A 15,416-nucleotide genomic window follows, 5' to 3' on the forward strand; every position below is an offset into this window, starting at 1 on the left:
CCCTACAACTCCCCTAGGCTGAGGGAAGTTCCTTGCAGTTCCGCCAACAGGCCCTCGCCAAGCTCCAGTCGCCGGAGGAGCTGGACCTCCCGGTGCGTCTGGCCCGTCCTCAGGGCTGGCTCGTGCTGGCCGTGACCGGGGCCGCGATGGCCGCCGCCTCGGTGTGGGCGGTGACCGGTTCGGTGACCTCGACGGTCAGCGCGCCCGCGATCCTCACGCACGGAGAGGGCAGCTACATCCTGCAGAGCCCCGCCGCCGGCCAGGTGACGGCCGTCCTGGCGAAGGAGGGCGAGCGGCTGCCCGCCGGCGCCCCCGTGCTGAAGGTCCGTACCGCCGAGGGCGAGACCGTGGTGCGCACGGTCGCCGCGGGCCGGATCACCGCGCTCGCCGCCACCATCGGGCAGATCATCGCCACCGGCGCCAACGTCGCGGCCGTCGAGAAGGTCGCCCACCCGGGCGACCCGCTGTACGCGACGGTGTACGTCCCGGCCGAGACCGCCGCCTCGATCCCCGCGCACGCCACCGTCGACCTGACCGTGCAGACGGTGCCGGCCGAGCGGTACGGCGTGCTGCGCGGCCATGTGCAGTCGGTGGACCGCACCGCGCAGTCGGCGCGGCAGATCGCCGCGTTCCTCGGCGACAGCCAGCTGGGCGAGCAGTTCACCGAGCAGGGCCGCCCGGTCGCCGTGACGGTGCGCCTGGACACCTCCGCGGCGACGAGGAGCGGCTACCGCTGGTCGTCCGCGGGCGGCCCGCCGTACGCCCTGACCTCCATGACCCTGGCCACGGGTGCGATCCGGCTGGCCGACCAGCGTCCCGTCGATTGGCTGCTGCCGTGACCACCGCCGCTCCCGAGACCCGGGGCCGCCGCCGCGCGGCCCCGCCGAAGCGTTCCGTGCCGAAGGCGCGCGGGAAGGCCGTGCGCACGCAGAGCGTGCTGCAGATGGAGGCCGTCGAGTGCGGCGCCGCCTCGCTGGCCATGGTGCTCGGCCACTACGGCCGCCATGTCCCGCTGGAGGAGCTGCGCATCGCCTGCGGTGTCTCCCGCGACGGCTCACGTGCCTCCAATCTGCTGAAGGCGGCGCGGAGTTACGGCCTCACGGCCAAGGGCATGCAGATGGACCTGGCCGCGCTCGCCGAGGTCGCGGCGCCGGCGATCCTGTTCTGGGAGTTCAACCACTACGTCGTCTACGACGGCATGGGCCGCCGGTTCGGCCGCCGCGGCGTGTTCGTCAACGACCCCGCCAAGGGCCGCAGGTTCGTGCCGCTGGAGGACTTCGACGGCAGCTTCACCGGTGTCGTGCTGGTGATGGAGCCGGGCGAGGACTTCGTCAGGGGCGGGCGGAAGCCCGGCGTGTGGGGGGCGATGCCGGCCCGGCTGCGCGGCACCGCGGGGACGCTGCCGGCGGCGGTGCTGGCGAGTCTGCTGCTGGTGCTGGTCGGGGCGGCCGTGCCCGCGCTGAGCCGCACCTACATCGACATGTTCCTGATCGGCGGTCAGACCTCGCTGCTCGGGGTGCTGTTCGCGGCGATGGCGGCGTGCGTGGCGCTCACGGTCGCGCTGACCTGGCTGCAGCAGGCCAATCTGCACCACGGCCGCATCGTCTCCTCCACCCTGTCCAGCGCCCGTTTCCTGCGGCATCTGCTGCGGCTGCCGGTGACGTTCTTCGCCCAGCGCAGCCCGGCCGACCTGGTGCAGCGGCTGCAGTCCAACGACCAGGTCGCCGAGACCCTGGCCCGGGACCTGGCGGCGGCGGGCGTGGACGCGGTGGTCGTCGTGCTGTACGCGCTCCTGCTGTACACCTACGACCCGCAGCTGACGTTCGTCGGGATCGGGGTGGCGCTGCTGAACATCGTCGCCATGCGGGTCGTCGTACGGCTGCGGGCGACGCGGACGGCGAAGCTGCGCGCGGACACCGCCCGGCTCACCAACACCGCGTACACGGGTCTGCAGCTGATCGAGACGATGAAGGCGACCGGCGGTGAGGACGGCTACTTCCGCAAGTGGGCCGGGCAGCACGCCACCACGCTGGAGGAGCAGCAGCGGCTCGGGGTGCCGAGTGCCTGGCTCGGGGTGGTCGCGCCGACCCTGGCCACGCTGAACAGCGCGCTGATCCTGTGGATCGGCGGCATGCGGGCGATCGAGGGGCACATCTCGGTCGGCCTGCTGGTGGCCTTCCAGGCGCTGGTGACCCGGTTCACCGCGCCGCTGACCCGGCTCAACGGCGTCGCGGGCCGGATCCAGGACTTCGCGGCGGACGTGGCCCGGCTGAAGGACGTGGAGAACTTCCGCACCGACCCGCTCTACGGCCGTCGCGGCGGCGCCGACTCCACGCGGAGGCTGAGCGGCCACGTCGAGCTGGAGAACATCGGCTTCGGCTACAGCCCGCTGGACAAGCCGCTGCTGTCCGGCTTCGACCTGACCGTCGGGCCGGGTCAGCAGGTGGCGCTGGTCGGCGGTTCGGGCAGCGGCAAGTCGACGGTGTCCCGGCTGATCGCGGGCCTGTACACGCCGTGGGAGGGCGTGATCCGCATCGACGGGCAGCGTCTGGAGGACATCCCGCGCGGCGCGCTGGCCGCCTCGGTGTCCTTCGTCGACCAGGACGTGTTCCTGTTCGAGGGCAGTGTGCGCGACAACGTGGCGCTGTGGGACCCGTCGGTGCCGGACGACGCGGTGGTGGAGGCGCTGCGGGACGCGGCGCTGTACGACGTGGTGATGCGTCGGCCGGGCGGCATCCACAGCCGGGTGGAGCAGGACGGCCGCAACTTCTCCGGCGGGCAGCGGCAGCGGCTGGAGATCGCGCGGGCGCTGGTGCGCCGGCCGAGCATCCTCGTGCTGGACGAGGTGACGAGCGCGCTGGACGCGGAGACCGAGCAGATCGTGATGGACAACCTGCGGCGGCGCGGCTGTGCCTGTGTGGTGATCGCGCACCGGCTGAGCACGGTCCGCGACAGCGACGAGATCGTGGTGCTCCAGCACGGGCAGGTCGTCGAGCGCGGCCGGCACGAGGAGCTGGTGGCGCGCGGCGGGGCGTACGCGGCGCTGGTCAGGGAGCGGTGAGATGACGGTCGTGGACGAAGGCGACCTGGTCCTCGGGGCGCTCGGGCAGTCGGGCACGCCGTTCGACTGCGCGGGCCTGACCCGGCTCGACCTGGAGGGGCCGCAGGTGCTGTGGCTGGTGGTGCGCGGGGCGCTGGACCTGTTCGCGGTGGACGCCGCCGCGCAGGGCCACTGGCACCACCTGGGCCGGCTGGAGGCGGGCTCGCTGCTGCTGGGGCCGGTCGCGGGCGCGCAGCACACGCTGGTCGCGCGGCCGGTGCGGGACTGCGTGGTGCACCGCATCGGGCTGCGTGAGCTGTACCAGCCGGCGCAGACCCAGACCTGGGCGTACGACGAGTACGGCAACCCGCAGTACGTGCCGCCGGTGACGAGCCCGCTGGAACACGCCCTCGCGCTCGGCGTCGGCCGGAGCCTGTCGGTGCTGTTCCAGGCGCCGATGGCGAGCGAGGGCGCCGCCGAGCTGAGCGACGACGACGTGTTCTGGATGCAGGTGCCGCCGGGCAGCGTCCAGTACGGCTCGCTGTACGGCGCGGAGGCGGCGGCCGATCTGCTGATGGACCCGGCGGTGTGGCAGGGCCTGGTCGACCAGCAGTACCGGCTGCTGGCGACGCTGGACCGGTGGATCGAGCAGCTGGAGCGCACCCACGAGACCCGCACGGCCGAGGGCATCCGGGCCGGTGAGGCGGTGCGCGCGCAGGCCGACCGGACGCTGCTGGCCTCGATCGGCCGCTCGTCGGCCAAGCGCGCGACGGCCGCCGACACGGACGCCACGTACGCGGCGTGCCGGCTCGTCGCGCGGGCCGCGGGCATCACGCTCGCGGAGCCCGCGCAGGCGGGGGCGGACAGCGACCGGCTCGACCCGGTGGAGCGCATCGCGCTGGCCTCGCGGGTGCGGACCCGGGCGGTACGGCTGACCGGCCGCTGGTGGCGGGAGAACGCGGGGCCGCTGGTGGGCCGGCGGGCGCTGTCCGGAGCGCCGGTCGCGCTGCTGTGGCGGCGCGGCGGATACGTCGCCGTGCATCCGTCGACCGGCCGGGAGACGCCGGTCGAACAGGCCAACGCGGAGGAGTTCGAGCCGCGGGCGGTGATGTTCTACCGTCCGCTGCCCGACCGCCGGCTCGGTCCGCTGGGCCTGCTGCGGTTCACCCTGCGGGGCACCGGCCCGGACCTGGCGTGGCTGCTGGTGGCCGGGCTGGTGACGGTGGCGATCGGGGCGCTGGTGCCGATCGCGACGGGCAAGGTGCTCGGCGAGTACGTGCCGGCCGCGCGGTCCGGGCCGATCGTGCAGGTGTGCCTGGCGGTGATGGTCGGCAGTGTCGTGGCGGCGGCGTTCATGCTGCTGCAGAACCTGACCATCCTGCGCCTGGAGGGCCGTATCGAGGCGACGCTCCAGCCCGCCGTGTGGGACCGGCTGCTGCGGCTGCCGACGACGTTCTTCACGCGGCGTTCCACGGGCGAGCTGGCCAGCGCGGCGATGGGCGTCAGCGCGATGCGCCGGCTGCTCGCGGGCGTGGGACCGACGGTGGCGCAGGCGGTGACCGTCGGCGCGATGAACCTGGCATTGCTGCTGTGGTACAGCGTGCCGCTGGCGATGGCCGCGCTGGGGATGCTCGTAGTGATCGCGGGGGTGTTCCTGGGGCTCGGGCTGTGGCAGGTGCGCTGGCAGCGCCGCCTGGTGGTGCTCGGCAACAAGCTGAACAACCAGGCCTTCCAGACGCTGCGGGGCCTGCCGAAGCTGCGGGTGGCGGCGGCCGAGAACTACGCCTACGCGGCGTGGGCGGCGCAGTTCGCGCGCAGCCGGGAGCTGCAGCAGCGGCTGGGCCGGATCAAGAACCTGAACACCGTGCTGGGCGCGGTGTACCTGCCGGTGTGCACGCTGGTGATGTTCATGCTGCTGGCCGGCCCGGCGCGCGGCGCGCTGTCGGCGGCGGACTTCCTCACCTTCAACACGTCGGTGACCATGCTGCTCACCTCGGTCACCCAGCTGACCGGCGCGTTCGTCTCCGCGGTGGCCGCCCTGCCGCTGTTCGAGGAGATCAAGCCGGTGCTGGAGGCGGCGCCGGAGGTGCGCGCGGCGAGCACCCGGCCGGGCCCGCTGTCGGGGGCGATCGAGGCGCGCCGGCTGTCCTTCCGGTACTCCGACGACGGGCCGCTCGTCCTGGACGACGTCTCCTTCGAGGTGCGGCCCGGGGAGTTCGTGGCGATCGTCGGGCCGAGCGGCTGCGGCAAGTCGACGCTGCTCAGGCTGCTGATCGGCTTCGACCGTCCGGTCTCGGGGAGCGTGCTGTACGACGGGCAGGACCTGGCGGCCCTCGATCCGTCCGCGGTGCGCCGGCAGTGCGGGGTGGTGCTCCAGCACGCGCAGCCGTTCAGCGGCTCGATCCTGGACGTCATCTGCGGCACCGAGCCGTACACCCCCGAGGAGGCGATGGCGGCGGCCGAGCTGGCGGGACTCGGGGAGGACATCCGGCGGATGCCGATGGGGCTGCACACCATCGTCGGCGGCAACGGGGCGATCTCCGGCGGGCAGCGGCAGCGGCTGATGATCGCGCAGGCACTGATCCGGCGCCCGCGGATCCTCTTCTTCGACGAGGCGACCAGCGCCCTCGACAACGAGACGCAGCGCACGGTCATCGAGTCCACCAAGGCGCTGCGCGCCACCCGCGTCGTCATCGCCCACCGGCTGTCCACCGTGCTGGACGCCGACCGCGTGATCGTGATGGAGAACGGCCGCATCGCCCAGCAGGGGCCGCCCGCGCAGCTCCTCGCCGACACCACGGGCCGGCTGCACGAACTGGTGCGCCGGCAGCTGGCCTGATCGCGCCGGCTCCGGCGCCCACGGGTTCCCGGGGCGCCTTCGCTGGGTACCCGCCCTGCCATGCGGATCAGCGTGGTGGACGTGGGCTCGAACACGGTGCGGCTGGTGGTGGCGGACGCCGACGGCGGGGTACCGCTGCCGGTGCACACCGCCAAATGGCGGCTGCGCCTGAACGAGCGGGTCAGACCGGGGGCCGAGATCCCGGAGGAGTCCGTGGACCGGCTGGCCGACGCGGTCGCCGCGGCGGGCCGTACGGCGGCCCGGTGGGGTGCCGTGGGGCCGCTGGCGTTCGCGACGGCCGTGGTGCGGGCCGCCCCCAACCGCCTCGACGTGCTGCGGACGGTGCGGCAGCGCACCGGCATCGACCTGTGCACCCTGCCCGGCGAGGTCGAGGCGGAGCTGACGTTCCTCGGGGCACGGCGCTGGATGGGCTGGCGCTCCGGGCCACTGGCGCTGCTGGACATCGGCGGCGGCTCCCTGGAGGTGGCGTTCGGGCGCGGCCGGCTGCCGGACTTCGTCGCCTCGCTGCCGCTGGGCGCGGCCCGGCTGACCCACGAGTTCTTCGACGGCTTTCCCGACCCGCCGCCCGCGGAGCGGGTGAAGGCCCTGCGCCGCCGCGTCCGCCACGAGCTGCGGGACGTGGCGGCGCGCATCCGCTGGGAGGGCCCGCGCACCGCGGTCGCGACCTCGCGCACTTTCCAGCAGCTGGGCCGGCTGTGCGGGGCGGCTCCCGGCCGTCACGGGCCGTTCGTGGAGCGGCAGCTGCGCCGCGTCGACCTGCGCACGGCGGTGGACCGGCTGGCAGCGCTGCCCGCCGCCGAGCGGTCCGCGCTGCCGGGCATCTCCGCACCGCGCGCGACCCAGAGCCTCGCGGGTGCGGTGGTGGCCCACACGGCGATGAAGCTGTGCGGCCTGAAGACCGTCGAGGTCTGCCCCTGGGCGATCCGCGAGGGCGTGCTGCTGCGGCACATAGAGGAGGGCCCCGCCTGGTGGGCGGAGGTCTCCCGGCTCGCCGAGGCAGCGGCGCCGGTCGCGGAGGCGGTGCCGCTGCGCATCGCCACGGCGAAGACCTGACCGCGCACCGGTCCGGGGCGATCTGCTGATCCGCCGCCCTCCCCCGCCCGGCCCTCGTCGGCCCCGGCTGGGCCGGCCCCAGGCCCGTCAGGCGGGGTCCCACCGCCACGGCAGCACGCCGACCGCCCACCGGACCGTACGACAGACAGACCACATCCCGACCCGGAGACGTGGCCGTACCCCCACCCGGGGTTCGGCAGCCGACCCGGCCGTTCCACTCTCCGGACCACGCGGCAGGCCCGCACCGGTCCGGAGCCGACCGAAGGAGTGACCATGTCCGACGACCGCAAGCCCCCCGCCACCGCCCTCGAAGAGGTCCTGCGCGAGATCCGCGACGCGGAGCGGCGCACCCACGACGACGACAAGAACCGCCACGACGGCGAGGCCGCCGACACGATCACCCCCAGCGTGACCGCCCAGGAAGAGGCGCAGGGCGACTGACCCGCCCCCGGGCGGCACCGGGGCACGCCGCACGCGTGCCCCGGTGCCGCCCGGGTACCCGCACCCCATGTACCACGACCGCACGGGACCCCGGCTGCCGCAGGCCCGGGGCCCTCTCTCCGCCGCCGTCCGCGCCTGCCTGCGCGGCACGGCGGCCCCGCCGCGCCCGGAGGAGGCCGCCGACGCCGACCCGTACGGCGACGACCTCCAGCTGGCCCTCTACCTCTGCTACGAGCTGCACTACCGCGGCTTCGCCGGGGTCTCCCCCGCCCTGGAGTGGGACCCGGACCTGCTGCGCGCACGCGCCGCGCTGGAGCAGCGCTACCTGTCCGCGCTGCGCGCCGACACGGCCGTCCACGACAGCGTGGAAGAAGCGGTGGAGGACCTGCTCGTCGAGCCCGCCGACGCCACCGGCGTCAGCCACTTCCTGTGCGAGCGCGGCGAGTTGTGGCAGCTGCGCGAGTACGCGGCACAGCGTTCCCTGTACCACCTCAAGGAGGCCGACCCGCACGCCTGGGTGCTGCCGCGGCTCGCGGGCCGCGCCAAGTCGGCGATGGCGGCGGTGGAGTTCGACGAGTACGGCGGCGGACGCCCCGAGCGCCTCCACGCACAGCTCTTCGCCGACCTGATGGCGGACCTGGACCTCGACACGACGTACGGCCGCTACCTGGACGCGGCGTGCGCCCCGGCCCTCGCCACCGTGAACATGATGTCCCTGTTCGGGCTGCACCGGGCGCTGCGGGGCGCCCTGGTGGGGCACTTCGCCGCGGTGGAGATCACCTCCTCGCCGGGTTCGCGGCGGCTGGCCGAGGCGATGCGCCGCACGGGCGCGGGCCCGGCCGCCGAGTTCTTCTACGACGAGCACGTCGAGGCCGACGCGGTACACGAACAGGTCGTACGGCAGGACGTCATCGGCGGACTCCTGGAGGACGAGCCCGGGCTCGCCCCCGACGTGGTGTTCGGCATCGACGCCACCGGCCATGTCGAGGACCGCCTGGGCACGCATCTGCTGAACGCCTGGCAGGCGGGCGTGTCCTCGCTGCGCGAGCCGCTCGACCCCGCGCCGGACGCCCGTGAGCCCCTTGATAAGGAAATCTCCCATATTTCCTGATTGCCGGGGAACTCGTCCCCCGTGACTTCCTTGGTCCTTCCCGGCGTCTACGCCCCTCAGGACGACACCGACCTGCTGGCCGGCGCACTGCGCGACGAGCCGCTCCAGCCGGGTGCCAGCGTGCTCGATCTCGGCACCGGCACCGGCGAACTGGCCGTGCTGGCCGCCGAACGCGGGGCACGCGTCACCGCGGTCGACGTGTCCTGGCGTGCGGTGTGCACCACCCGTCTGAACGCGCTGCGCGCCCGGGTCCCGCTGCGGGTCCGGCGCGGCGACCTGTTCGGCCCGGTGCGCGGACAGCAGTTCGATCTGATCGTGAGCAATCCGCCGTACGTACCCGCCCCGGCCGCGGGCACCGCGCCCTCCGGCGCGGCCCGGGCGTGGGACGCGGGCCGTGACGGGCGGCTGCTGCTGGACCGCATATGCCACGAGGGCCCGGAGCGGCTGCGTCCGGGAGGCGTCCTGCTGCTCGTGCAGTCGGCGGTCAGCGGCGTGGACCACACGCTGGACCGGCTGCGCGGTGCGGATATGAAGGCGTCCGTGGTCCGGCGCCGGCGGATCGGCTTCGGCCCGGTCCTGCGGGAACGGGCGGCCTGGCTACGCGAGCGGGGGCTGCTGCCGGACGGGGAAGAGAGCGAGGAACTGGTGGTCGTCCGTGCCGAACGTCCCTGCTGAAGCGAACTCCGCCGGCGAGCGCCCGCCGCGCCGGATCCGGCTGCAACGCCCCGGCCCGATGCTGGTCGAGGGACCGGTCGAGGTGGAGCTGGAGGACGGCACCACGGTGTCCTCCGACCGGTTCCGGGTGGCCCTGTGCACCTGCCGGCGCAGCCGCCGCTACCCGTGGTGCGACACCAGTCACCGCCGCGGCGCGAGGAAGGCGACCGGCCGCACGGGAGCCTCGGAGACCGGTACGGGGTCGCGCTCCGAGGCCGACGCGAGCCCGAAGCCCCGGGCCGGCACGAGTACGAAGCCGCAAGCCGACGCGAGTACGAAGCCGCAAGCCGACGCGAGCCCGAAGTCCGGAGCCGGTACGAGTGCGAAGCCGCGAGCCGGCAGGAGCCCGAAGTCCGGAGCCGGTACGGGGTCGGGGCCCGAGGGCGGTTCGGAGCCGCGGCCGGAGGCCGGTTCGGGGTCGCATACCGACGCCCGTACGGGGTCGCAGTCCGGCGGCGACTCGGCGGACCGGCCCCACGACGCGTCTGCCGCGGCCGGGCCCCCCGAGCCCAACTCCTGTGCCCGCACCCGGATCGAGGGCGGTCGCACGGTGGTGGAGGTGAGCGGCGAGGTGGACATCGCCACGGCCGGTCTGCTCGCCGTCCACCTGGACGCCGCGACCGCGGCGCAGGGCGCCGACGTGCTGGTCGACCTGGTTTCCGTGGAGTTCTTCGACTGCTCGGGACTGCGTGTGCTGTGCCGGGCCGAGGCACGGGCGCGGGAAGGCGGCGGCCGGCTGCGCGTGGTGTGCCACGCGCCGCTGGTCCGCCGCCTGTTCGCCGCCACGGGCCTCGGCGAACGGCTCCTGCCGCGCCCCGCGCTGACAGGCGGGGACGCATGATGACGGGGGTCGGACGGGCGGCCCCACTCCGCCCGGCCGACCCCCGGTTCGGGATCGCACAGTGCCCGCTCAGGGGGCTCGCACTCCCCATCTGCGAGCCTCACGCGGCGGTCACGGGAACCGCGCGATCCCGGTCCTAGAACGCGAAGAGGCTGTTCCCGTAGGTGCTCTTCACGCATTCGTTGGCGAAGGTGCGCTCATAGGAGACGCGCTGCCCCTGCCAGACACCGTCGACGGTGACGACGACCGGGTCGTACTGCTTGGTGCACATCACGTCGCTCCTGGCCTGCAGGGCCCCGAGGTCGCCCTGGGCGCCGCGCAGTTCGGCGCAGGCCCCCACCGTGTCCGGGTGCGTGCCCGACGGCGTCGGCGCGCAGGACAGGGTCACCGCCCGGGCCGGGGTGGCCGCCGCGGCGCTCTGGCCGTGACCGACGGTCAGCACCAGGGCCGAGGGGGCGTAGAGGGAGGCGGGCGCCGCCTGGGCGGTCTGGGCGACGGGCCAGCTGACGGCGGTGGCCGCCAGGCCGAGAGTCGCTGCCCAGCGCGCGGTGTAACGCATTGTGTGCATCCTTCCGCTCGATGTCGGGGGTGTGCCGGCCGCGGCTCCGGTGGGTGCCCCGGCGGCGAGCGCCACTCTGCCGAGTCCGCCGCCGAAACTCACATCGACCCCATGGGTTTCAGTAACCTTGCGTATTGAATCAGTGGCGTGAAGTCACGGAATTCGAACGTTCCAACGCCGGAACGAGGCCTCGGCAGGGGTACGGGACCGGCCGTATGGCCGGAATACATGTGTTCGTTAATAGTCCGGAAACATTCCGCTTCCGCTCTCGGCGGACTGCTGCGCAGCCCCTTGTGTTCATGTCCGTGGCGAGTAATCGTCATTACATGATTACGGCAGAGCAACGAGAGAAGCTGCGCGGCTGGTTCGCGGGCCGGCTGCCGGAGGACCTGTTCGAGGAGCTGACCGAGGTCACGGTCGATCGGGAGGAGATCACCGTGATCGGGCGGATCGCTCCCCCACGGCTGTCCGAGGACGCCACGGCGGCGGAGCGGGCGGCGGCGGTGGAGGGGCGGGTGCAGGAGTTCCGGGAGCGCACCCGGCAGACGCGGATGGCGGTGGCCCGGGAGGCCGAGCACCGGTTCGACCGCAAGGTCTCCTGGGGCGTGGAGTGCGACGGTGAGCGGGCGCTGTTCACGCATGTCGCGGCGCCCGTGATGACCCGGCTGCGGCAGCCCGAGCGGCAGGTCCTGGACACCCTCATCGCCGGTGGTGTGGCGCGCAGCCGCAGCGACGCCCTCGCCTGGTGCGTGCGCCTGGTCCAGCGGCACACCGACGACTGGCTGACCGAGCTGCGCGAGTCCCTGGAACACGTACAGCGGGTCCGCGCCCAGGGCCCGGACACTCAGGGGCCGGACGCCGAACCGGAGGACGGCAGCTGACCCGCCCGTCGGCGGCCGGGGCGGCCGCACGGCCCTGACGGGCCGTACCTACTCGTCGGTATGGTGCGGGTGCAGCGCGGACTCGACGAGGAGAGGCGGGACGGACGCATGGCCGGACACTGGGCGGACTTCCAGTACGAGATCTACCTGAACGGGATGAACGGCACCGTGCCCCGGCTGCCCACCGACCTGACCCGGCTGGAGGAGCTGACCGAGCAGCGGCTCGGCCCGGGCCCGGTCGGCTATGTGGCGGGCAGCGCGGGCGACGGGAGCACGGCACGCGCCAACCGGGCCGCCCTGGACCGCCGCCGGATCGTGCCGCGCATGCTGCGGGACGTGCGCGAGCGGGACCTGTCGGTGGAGGTGCTGGGCCGCACCCTGCCCGCGCCGCTGGCCCTGGCGCCGGTCGGCGTGCTGTCGATCATGCACCCGGAGGCGGAACCGGCCGCCGCCCGGGCCGCCGCCGCGCGCGGGGTGCCGTACATCCTCTCCTCCGCCTCCAGCACGCCCCTGGAGCAGGTGGCCGAGGCCATGGGGGACGCCGAGCGCTGGTTCCAGCTGTACTGGCCCAAGGACCCGGAGGTGGCGCGCAGTTTCCTCGCCCGGGCGAAGGCGAGCGGCTACTCGGTGCTCGTCGTCACCCTCGACACCCCGCTGCTGTCCTGGCGCCCGCGCGATCTCGACCAGGCCTATCTGCCGTTCCTGCGCGGCGTCGGCACGGCGAACTACTTCACCGACCCGGCGTTCCGGGCGGCCCTGGCCAAGCCGGTGGAGGAGGACCCGAACGCCGCGGTGCTGCACTTCGTGGGCATGTTCGCCGACCCCGGCAAGACCTGGCCGGATCTGGCGCTGCTGCGGGAGCACTGGGACGGGCCGATCGTGCTGAAGGGAATCCTGCACCCGGACGACGCGCGCCTCGCCGCCGACGCGGGCATGGACGGCGTGGTGGTGTCCAACCACGGCGGCCGCCAGGTGGCGGGTGCCCTCGCCGCGGCCGACGCGCTGCCGCGGGTGGCGGAGGCGGTCGGCGACCGGCTCACGGTGCTGTTCGACAGCGGGGTCCGCACCGGCGCCGACGTCTTCAAGGCGCTCGCGCTCGGCGCCCGGGCGGTGCTGCTGGGCCGGCCGTACGTCTACGGGCTGGGCCTGGACGGCCAGGCCGGGGTCGACCACGTCATCCGCTGCCTGCTGGCCGAGTTCGACCTCACCCTGGCCCTGTCCGGCCACGCCGGCCCCGCCACGGTCGGCAAGTCCGACCTGGTGGAGGGGCCGGCCTGACGGCCCGGAACGCTACCCGGGCGCCTCGATGAGCCAGCGCTGCGCCGGGGTGCCGTCGCGGACCTTGACGACGATGTCGGCGCCCGCGTCGGCGGTGGTGGCCGCGAGGGCGAGCGTCCCGTCCCAGCGGGGCAGCAGCTCGCCGCGCGCGGTCAGGTCGTAGCGGACATCGGCGGCGCGCGGGTCGGCCCGGTCCGCGCAGCCGCCGAGGATGACGACCCCGGCGTCGGCGTGCGAGTCGAGGCAGAGCCGCGGGTCGGCCGCGCTGCGCAGCAGCCCGTCGTTCTCGTACGACCACCGCTGCGCCTTGGACGCCGAGCACACCGCCGACCGGAGGGCCGCGCCCGCCACCGCCCGGCCCCGGCTCTCCAGGCACAGCCCGGTGGCGGCGTTGCGCAGCCGGGTCGGCCCGTCCGCCGCGGGCGGGCTCTGCGCGCCGGCGCCGCCGGTGACGGTGGTGGAGGCCGCGGGGTCGGCGCCCGTGCCGTCACTCGTCCACAGCCCGGCGAGGAGGAGGACGGTGAGCACCCCGGCGGAGGCGAGGGCGACGCCGGTGAGCAGGGTGCGCGGCGGGGCGGCGGCGCCGGGGGCGCGCCGGCCGGGCGCGGGAAGGCGCGACAGGCGTCGGCGTCCCGTCCCGCCCGCTCCGCCCGGCACGCCGTCGCCCCCGCCCGTCCCGCCTCGGTGCCGGGCGGCACGGCGGCTCGGGCGGGCCTGCGTCCCCGTACGGCCGGGCCGGGAGTCGAGATAGCGGCGGGCGCCCCAGCCGAGCACCGCCTCGGCGAGCAGCTCCCCCAAGGGGCCGTCGAACCGGCCGAGTTGCTCGGCGGCGTCCCGGCAGTAGCGGCACTGTCCGAGGTGCCGGCGGACGTCCGGCAGCAGGGCGCCGCCCCGGCGGATGGGGACGTCGAGGAGCCGGTTGTAGAAACGGCACTCGTCATTCGGGGCGCGTTCCCGGTGGGCGCGGACACAGCCCTCGCGGAGTTTTTCCCGGGCCTGTTCCAAAGCGGCCGTGGCGGTGCCGGGATCAAGGCCGAGAAGGAGAGCCGGGACCGTTATCGGTTCGGCTTCGACCTCGGTGTGCCACAACAGGCACTGGAACCGATCGGGAAGCGTCGAGAATGCCTCTTCGGTGAGGCGCCGGTTTTCGGGAGTGAGATGTACGGCGGCCCGCATACCGCGGCCGCCGGCGGGTTTGCGCAACTCCGGCAGGACGTCGGCTATTCGGTCGGCGGCGGCCCATCGGCGCACGGTGTCGCGCACGGTCACGAGCAGCCGGGGGCGCAGCGCGGCGGCGGACTCGCCGAGGGTGAGGCGGTCGAAGACCTGGTGGAAGGCGGCGGCGGTGGCCATGGCGGCGACCTCCGCGGTGGAGGCGAGGCAGATGGCCGCGTAGCTGTGCGCGGGCTGCCAGTGGCGTGCGATGAGCAGGGCGGTGGGCCGGGCGACCTCGTCGTCCGTCCCGCCTCTCATCCGCACGGCGAGCGACTCGTCGGATTCCTGCACGGCGCCGCCGGGCGGCGGCCGGTGAGGAGAGGGCAAGTGGGGGGTTGGCACGAGCGGATTCCTTTTGGTGCGTACCTTTTGGCGCGTACGAACACCGGGCGATGCGCGTCCGCAGCGAATGCGCAGCCTCGCACACCCCACTCGTGCGCAACAAGGCGCTCAGGCCACTTCCGCGCCACTTCCACACCATTGAAAGAAAGTCAGAAAAAGACGGTCAGTGCCGCCTTGTGCGGGCTGCAATTCGCACGGGCATTCGCTTTTCATGCGCCCCGTGTGAATGCCGCGCACGCGCCGGGGAGGCACGCACGCTCCCGGCGCGCGGCGGCCCGTAGTGGACTGGGCAGCGGCCCTTCCTCGGAGGCCCCGCGCAGGACGGCGGCTCTCCTGCGCGAGACGGCCGCCGGCCTTGTTCCTCCCGCCCTCGGCCGGCGGCCCGGAGGGGTCCCCCGGGCGTCAGATCTGCCAGGAGCGCAGCCGGTCGGCGGCGCCGTAGACGTCGGTCTTGCCGGACATCAGGTCCCGGGCGAGGTCGACGAGCGCGCCGTAGGGCGGGTCGATGCCGGCCCCGCTGACGTACATGTACGCGACGGCCGTGGCGCAGGCGAAGCGGGCGTTGGCCGAGGGCAGCGGCTTGAGCACGGCGAGGGTGTGCAGCAGGGCGGCGGCACGCCAGGCCGGGTCGGAGTCCACGCCGAGGCGCGGCGGGTCGACGCGGTGCCGGGCGACGGCGGCGACCAGCGCGGAGAAGTCGTTGATGGTGGGCTGCTCGGGCAGGACGTCCTCATGGCGCTGGAGCAGCCAGGGCACGTCGATGTGGACGACGGGCGCCATCGGTCAGCCGACCCGCCCCGCGTGCCGGGCGGACGGCTCGTCGTCGGGGAACGCGGCCGCGAACTCCTCGGCGTGGGCGGCGAAGAACCGCCGGAAGGCCTCGGCGCCCTCCTGGAGCGCCCGGTGCCGGGCGATGTCCGCGGCGGCGGCCTCGCGCACCAGCGCCTTCATCGACGTACCGCGCTCCTTGGCGATGGCCCGCAGGTCCTCCAGTTCGCGCTCACTGAACTCCACATTCAGAGCTGGCATGCCTCCACGGTACCGCCGGGGTACTCCCGCGTAAATACGCCCTGCTCAGCAC

At 74.2% G+C, this 15,416-nt stretch carries 13 protein-coding genes and 2 pseudogenes; 11 read left to right on the top strand and 4 right to left on the bottom strand.

Going from position 1 to position 15,416, the window contains the following annotated elements; translation table 11 throughout:
- Window positions 1-32: 32 nt before the first annotated feature.
- The 9 genes and pseudogenes from IE308_RS02930 to IE308_RS02975 form a co-directional block, all read left to right on the top strand.
- Window positions 33-839 (top strand): HlyD family efflux transporter periplasmic adaptor subunit, encoded by an 807-nt coding sequence (locus IE308_RS02930; RefSeq protein ID WP_190216447.1) that lies wholly within the window; start codon window positions 33-35, stop codon window positions 837-839.
- A complete protein-coding gene (locus tag IE308_RS02935) occupies window positions 836-3,061 on the top strand; it encodes an NHLP family bacteriocin export ABC transporter peptidase/permease/ATPase subunit (protein WP_190216448.1) in 2,226 nt (741 codons plus the stop codon). Before IE308_RS02930 ends, IE308_RS02935 begins: the two co-directional genes overlap by 4 nt.
- Window position 3,062: 1 nt before the next feature.
- Window positions 3,063-5,879 (top strand): NHLP bacteriocin export ABC transporter permease/ATPase subunit, encoded by a 2,817-nt coding sequence (locus IE308_RS02940; RefSeq protein WP_190216449.1) that lies wholly within the window; start codon window positions 3,063-3,065, stop codon window positions 5,877-5,879.
- Window positions 5,880-5,939: 60 nt separating this feature from the next.
- Entirely contained in the window at window positions 5,940-6,953 is a 1,014-nt protein-coding gene (locus IE308_RS02945; protein WP_190216450.1) for a Ppx/GppA family phosphatase, read from the top strand.
- A gap of 273 nt (window positions 6,954-7,226) precedes the next feature.
- The gene (locus IE308_RS02950; RefSeq protein ID WP_190216451.1) at window positions 7,227-7,394 is read left to right on the top strand and encodes a hypothetical protein; all 168 of its coding nucleotides are present in this window, start codon (window positions 7,227-7,229) and stop codon (window positions 7,392-7,394) included.
- Window positions 7,395-7,461: 67 nt separating this feature from the next.
- Window positions 7,462-8,505: an iron-containing redox enzyme family protein gene (locus IE308_RS02955; protein WP_190216452.1), complete on the top strand. Its 1,044-nt coding sequence runs from the start codon at window positions 7,462-7,464 to the stop codon at window positions 8,503-8,505.
- A gap of 21 nt (window positions 8,506-8,526) precedes the next feature.
- Window positions 8,527-9,180 carry a HemK2/MTQ2 family protein methyltransferase gene (locus IE308_RS02960; protein ID WP_190216453.1) on the top strand — a complete coding sequence of 218 codons (654 nt, stop codon included), beginning with the start codon at window positions 8,527-8,529 and terminating at the stop codon, window positions 9,178-9,180.
- Window positions 9,161-9,376 (top strand): annotated as a pseudogene (locus tag IE308_RS37305) (CDGSH iron-sulfur domain-containing protein); the annotation flags it as partial. The gene IE308_RS02960 and the pseudogene IE308_RS37305, both read left to right, overlap by 20 nt.
- A gap of 378 nt (window positions 9,377-9,754) precedes the next feature.
- Window positions 9,755-10,060 (top strand): annotated as a pseudogene (locus tag IE308_RS02975) (STAS domain-containing protein); the annotation flags it as partial.
- Between the two features lie 136 nt (window positions 10,061-10,196).
- Here IE308_RS02975 and IE308_RS02980 read toward each other — a convergent pair.
- Window positions 10,197-10,619, bottom strand: coding sequence for a subtilase-type protease inhibitor (locus tag IE308_RS02980; RefSeq protein WP_190216454.1), 423 nt, complete (start codon window positions 10,617-10,619; stop codon window positions 10,197-10,199).
- Between the two features lie 326 nt (window positions 10,620-10,945).
- Between IE308_RS02980 and abmR the strand changes: the two genes are divergently transcribed.
- Window positions 10,946-11,500: an ATP-binding transcription factor AbmR gene (abmR, locus tag IE308_RS02985; RefSeq protein WP_190216455.1), complete on the top strand. Its 555-nt coding sequence runs from the start codon at window positions 10,946-10,948 to the stop codon at window positions 11,498-11,500.
- 108 nt (window positions 11,501-11,608) lie between these two features.
- Window positions 11,609-12,778: a lactate 2-monooxygenase gene (locus IE308_RS02990; RefSeq protein WP_190217342.1), complete on the top strand. Its 1,170-nt coding sequence runs from the start codon at window positions 11,609-11,611 to the stop codon at window positions 12,776-12,778.
- A 12-nt stretch (window positions 12,779-12,790) separates the two neighbouring features.
- Here the strand turns inward: IE308_RS02990 and IE308_RS02995 are convergent, their stop codons facing one another.
- The 3 genes from IE308_RS02995 to IE308_RS03005 form a co-directional block, all read right to left on the bottom strand.
- Window positions 12,791-14,335, bottom strand: a complete 1,545-nt coding sequence (locus tag IE308_RS02995) for an RICIN domain-containing protein (protein WP_190216456.1) — start codon at window positions 14,333-14,335, stop codon at window positions 12,791-12,793.
- A 402-nt stretch (window positions 14,336-14,737) separates the two neighbouring features.
- Window positions 14,738-15,115: a toxin Doc gene (locus tag IE308_RS03000; protein WP_110634582.1), complete on the bottom strand. Its 378-nt coding sequence runs from the start codon at window positions 15,113-15,115 to the stop codon at window positions 14,738-14,740.
- A 3-nt stretch (window positions 15,116-15,118) separates the two neighbouring features.
- The gene (locus IE308_RS03005) at window positions 15,119-15,364 is read right to left on the bottom strand and encodes a hypothetical protein (RefSeq protein WP_110634580.1); all 246 of its coding nucleotides are present in this window, start codon (window positions 15,362-15,364) and stop codon (window positions 15,119-15,121) included.
- Between the last annotated feature and the right edge of the window lie 52 nt (window positions 15,365-15,416).

This window comes from Streptomyces griseosporeus, assembly GCF_014656055.1.
GTDB classification, from domain to species: Bacteria; Actinomycetota; Actinomycetes; order Streptomycetales; family Streptomycetaceae; genus Streptomyces; species Streptomyces griseosporeus.

What these genes read in the sequence shown, in the direction of transcription:
- IE308_RS03000 (WP_110634582.1), bottom strand. Translation starts at nt 15,115, where the DNA reads ATGGCGCCCGTCGTCCACATCGACGTGCCCTGGCTGCTCCAGCGCCAT.
- IE308_RS03005 (WP_110634580.1), bottom strand. Translation starts at nt 15,364, where the DNA reads ATGCCAGCTCTGAATGTGGAGTTCAGTGAGCGCGAACTGGAGGACCTG.
- IE308_RS02945 (WP_190216450.1), top strand. Translation starts at nt 5,940, where the DNA reads ATGCGGATCAGCGTGGTGGACGTGGGCTCGAACACGGTGCGGCTGGTG.
- IE308_RS02950 (WP_190216451.1), top strand. Translation starts at nt 7,227, where the DNA reads ATGTCCGACGACCGCAAGCCCCCCGCCACCGCCCTCGAAGAGGTCCTG.
- IE308_RS02940 (WP_190216449.1), top strand. Translation starts at nt 3,063, where the DNA reads ATGACGGTCGTGGACGAAGGCGACCTGGTCCTCGGGGCGCTCGGGCAG.
- IE308_RS02990 (WP_190217342.1), top strand. Translation starts at nt 11,609, where the DNA reads ATGGCCGGACACTGGGCGGACTTCCAGTACGAGATCTACCTGAACGGG.
- IE308_RS02980 (WP_190216454.1), bottom strand. Translation starts at nt 10,619, where the DNA reads ATGCGTTACACCGCGCGCTGGGCAGCGACTCTCGGCCTGGCGGCCACC.
- IE308_RS02955 (WP_190216452.1), top strand. Translation starts at nt 7,462, where the DNA reads ATGTACCACGACCGCACGGGACCCCGGCTGCCGCAGGCCCGGGGCCCT.
- abmR (WP_190216455.1), top strand. Translation starts at nt 10,946, where the DNA reads ATGATTACGGCAGAGCAACGAGAGAAGCTGCGCGGCTGGTTCGCGGGC.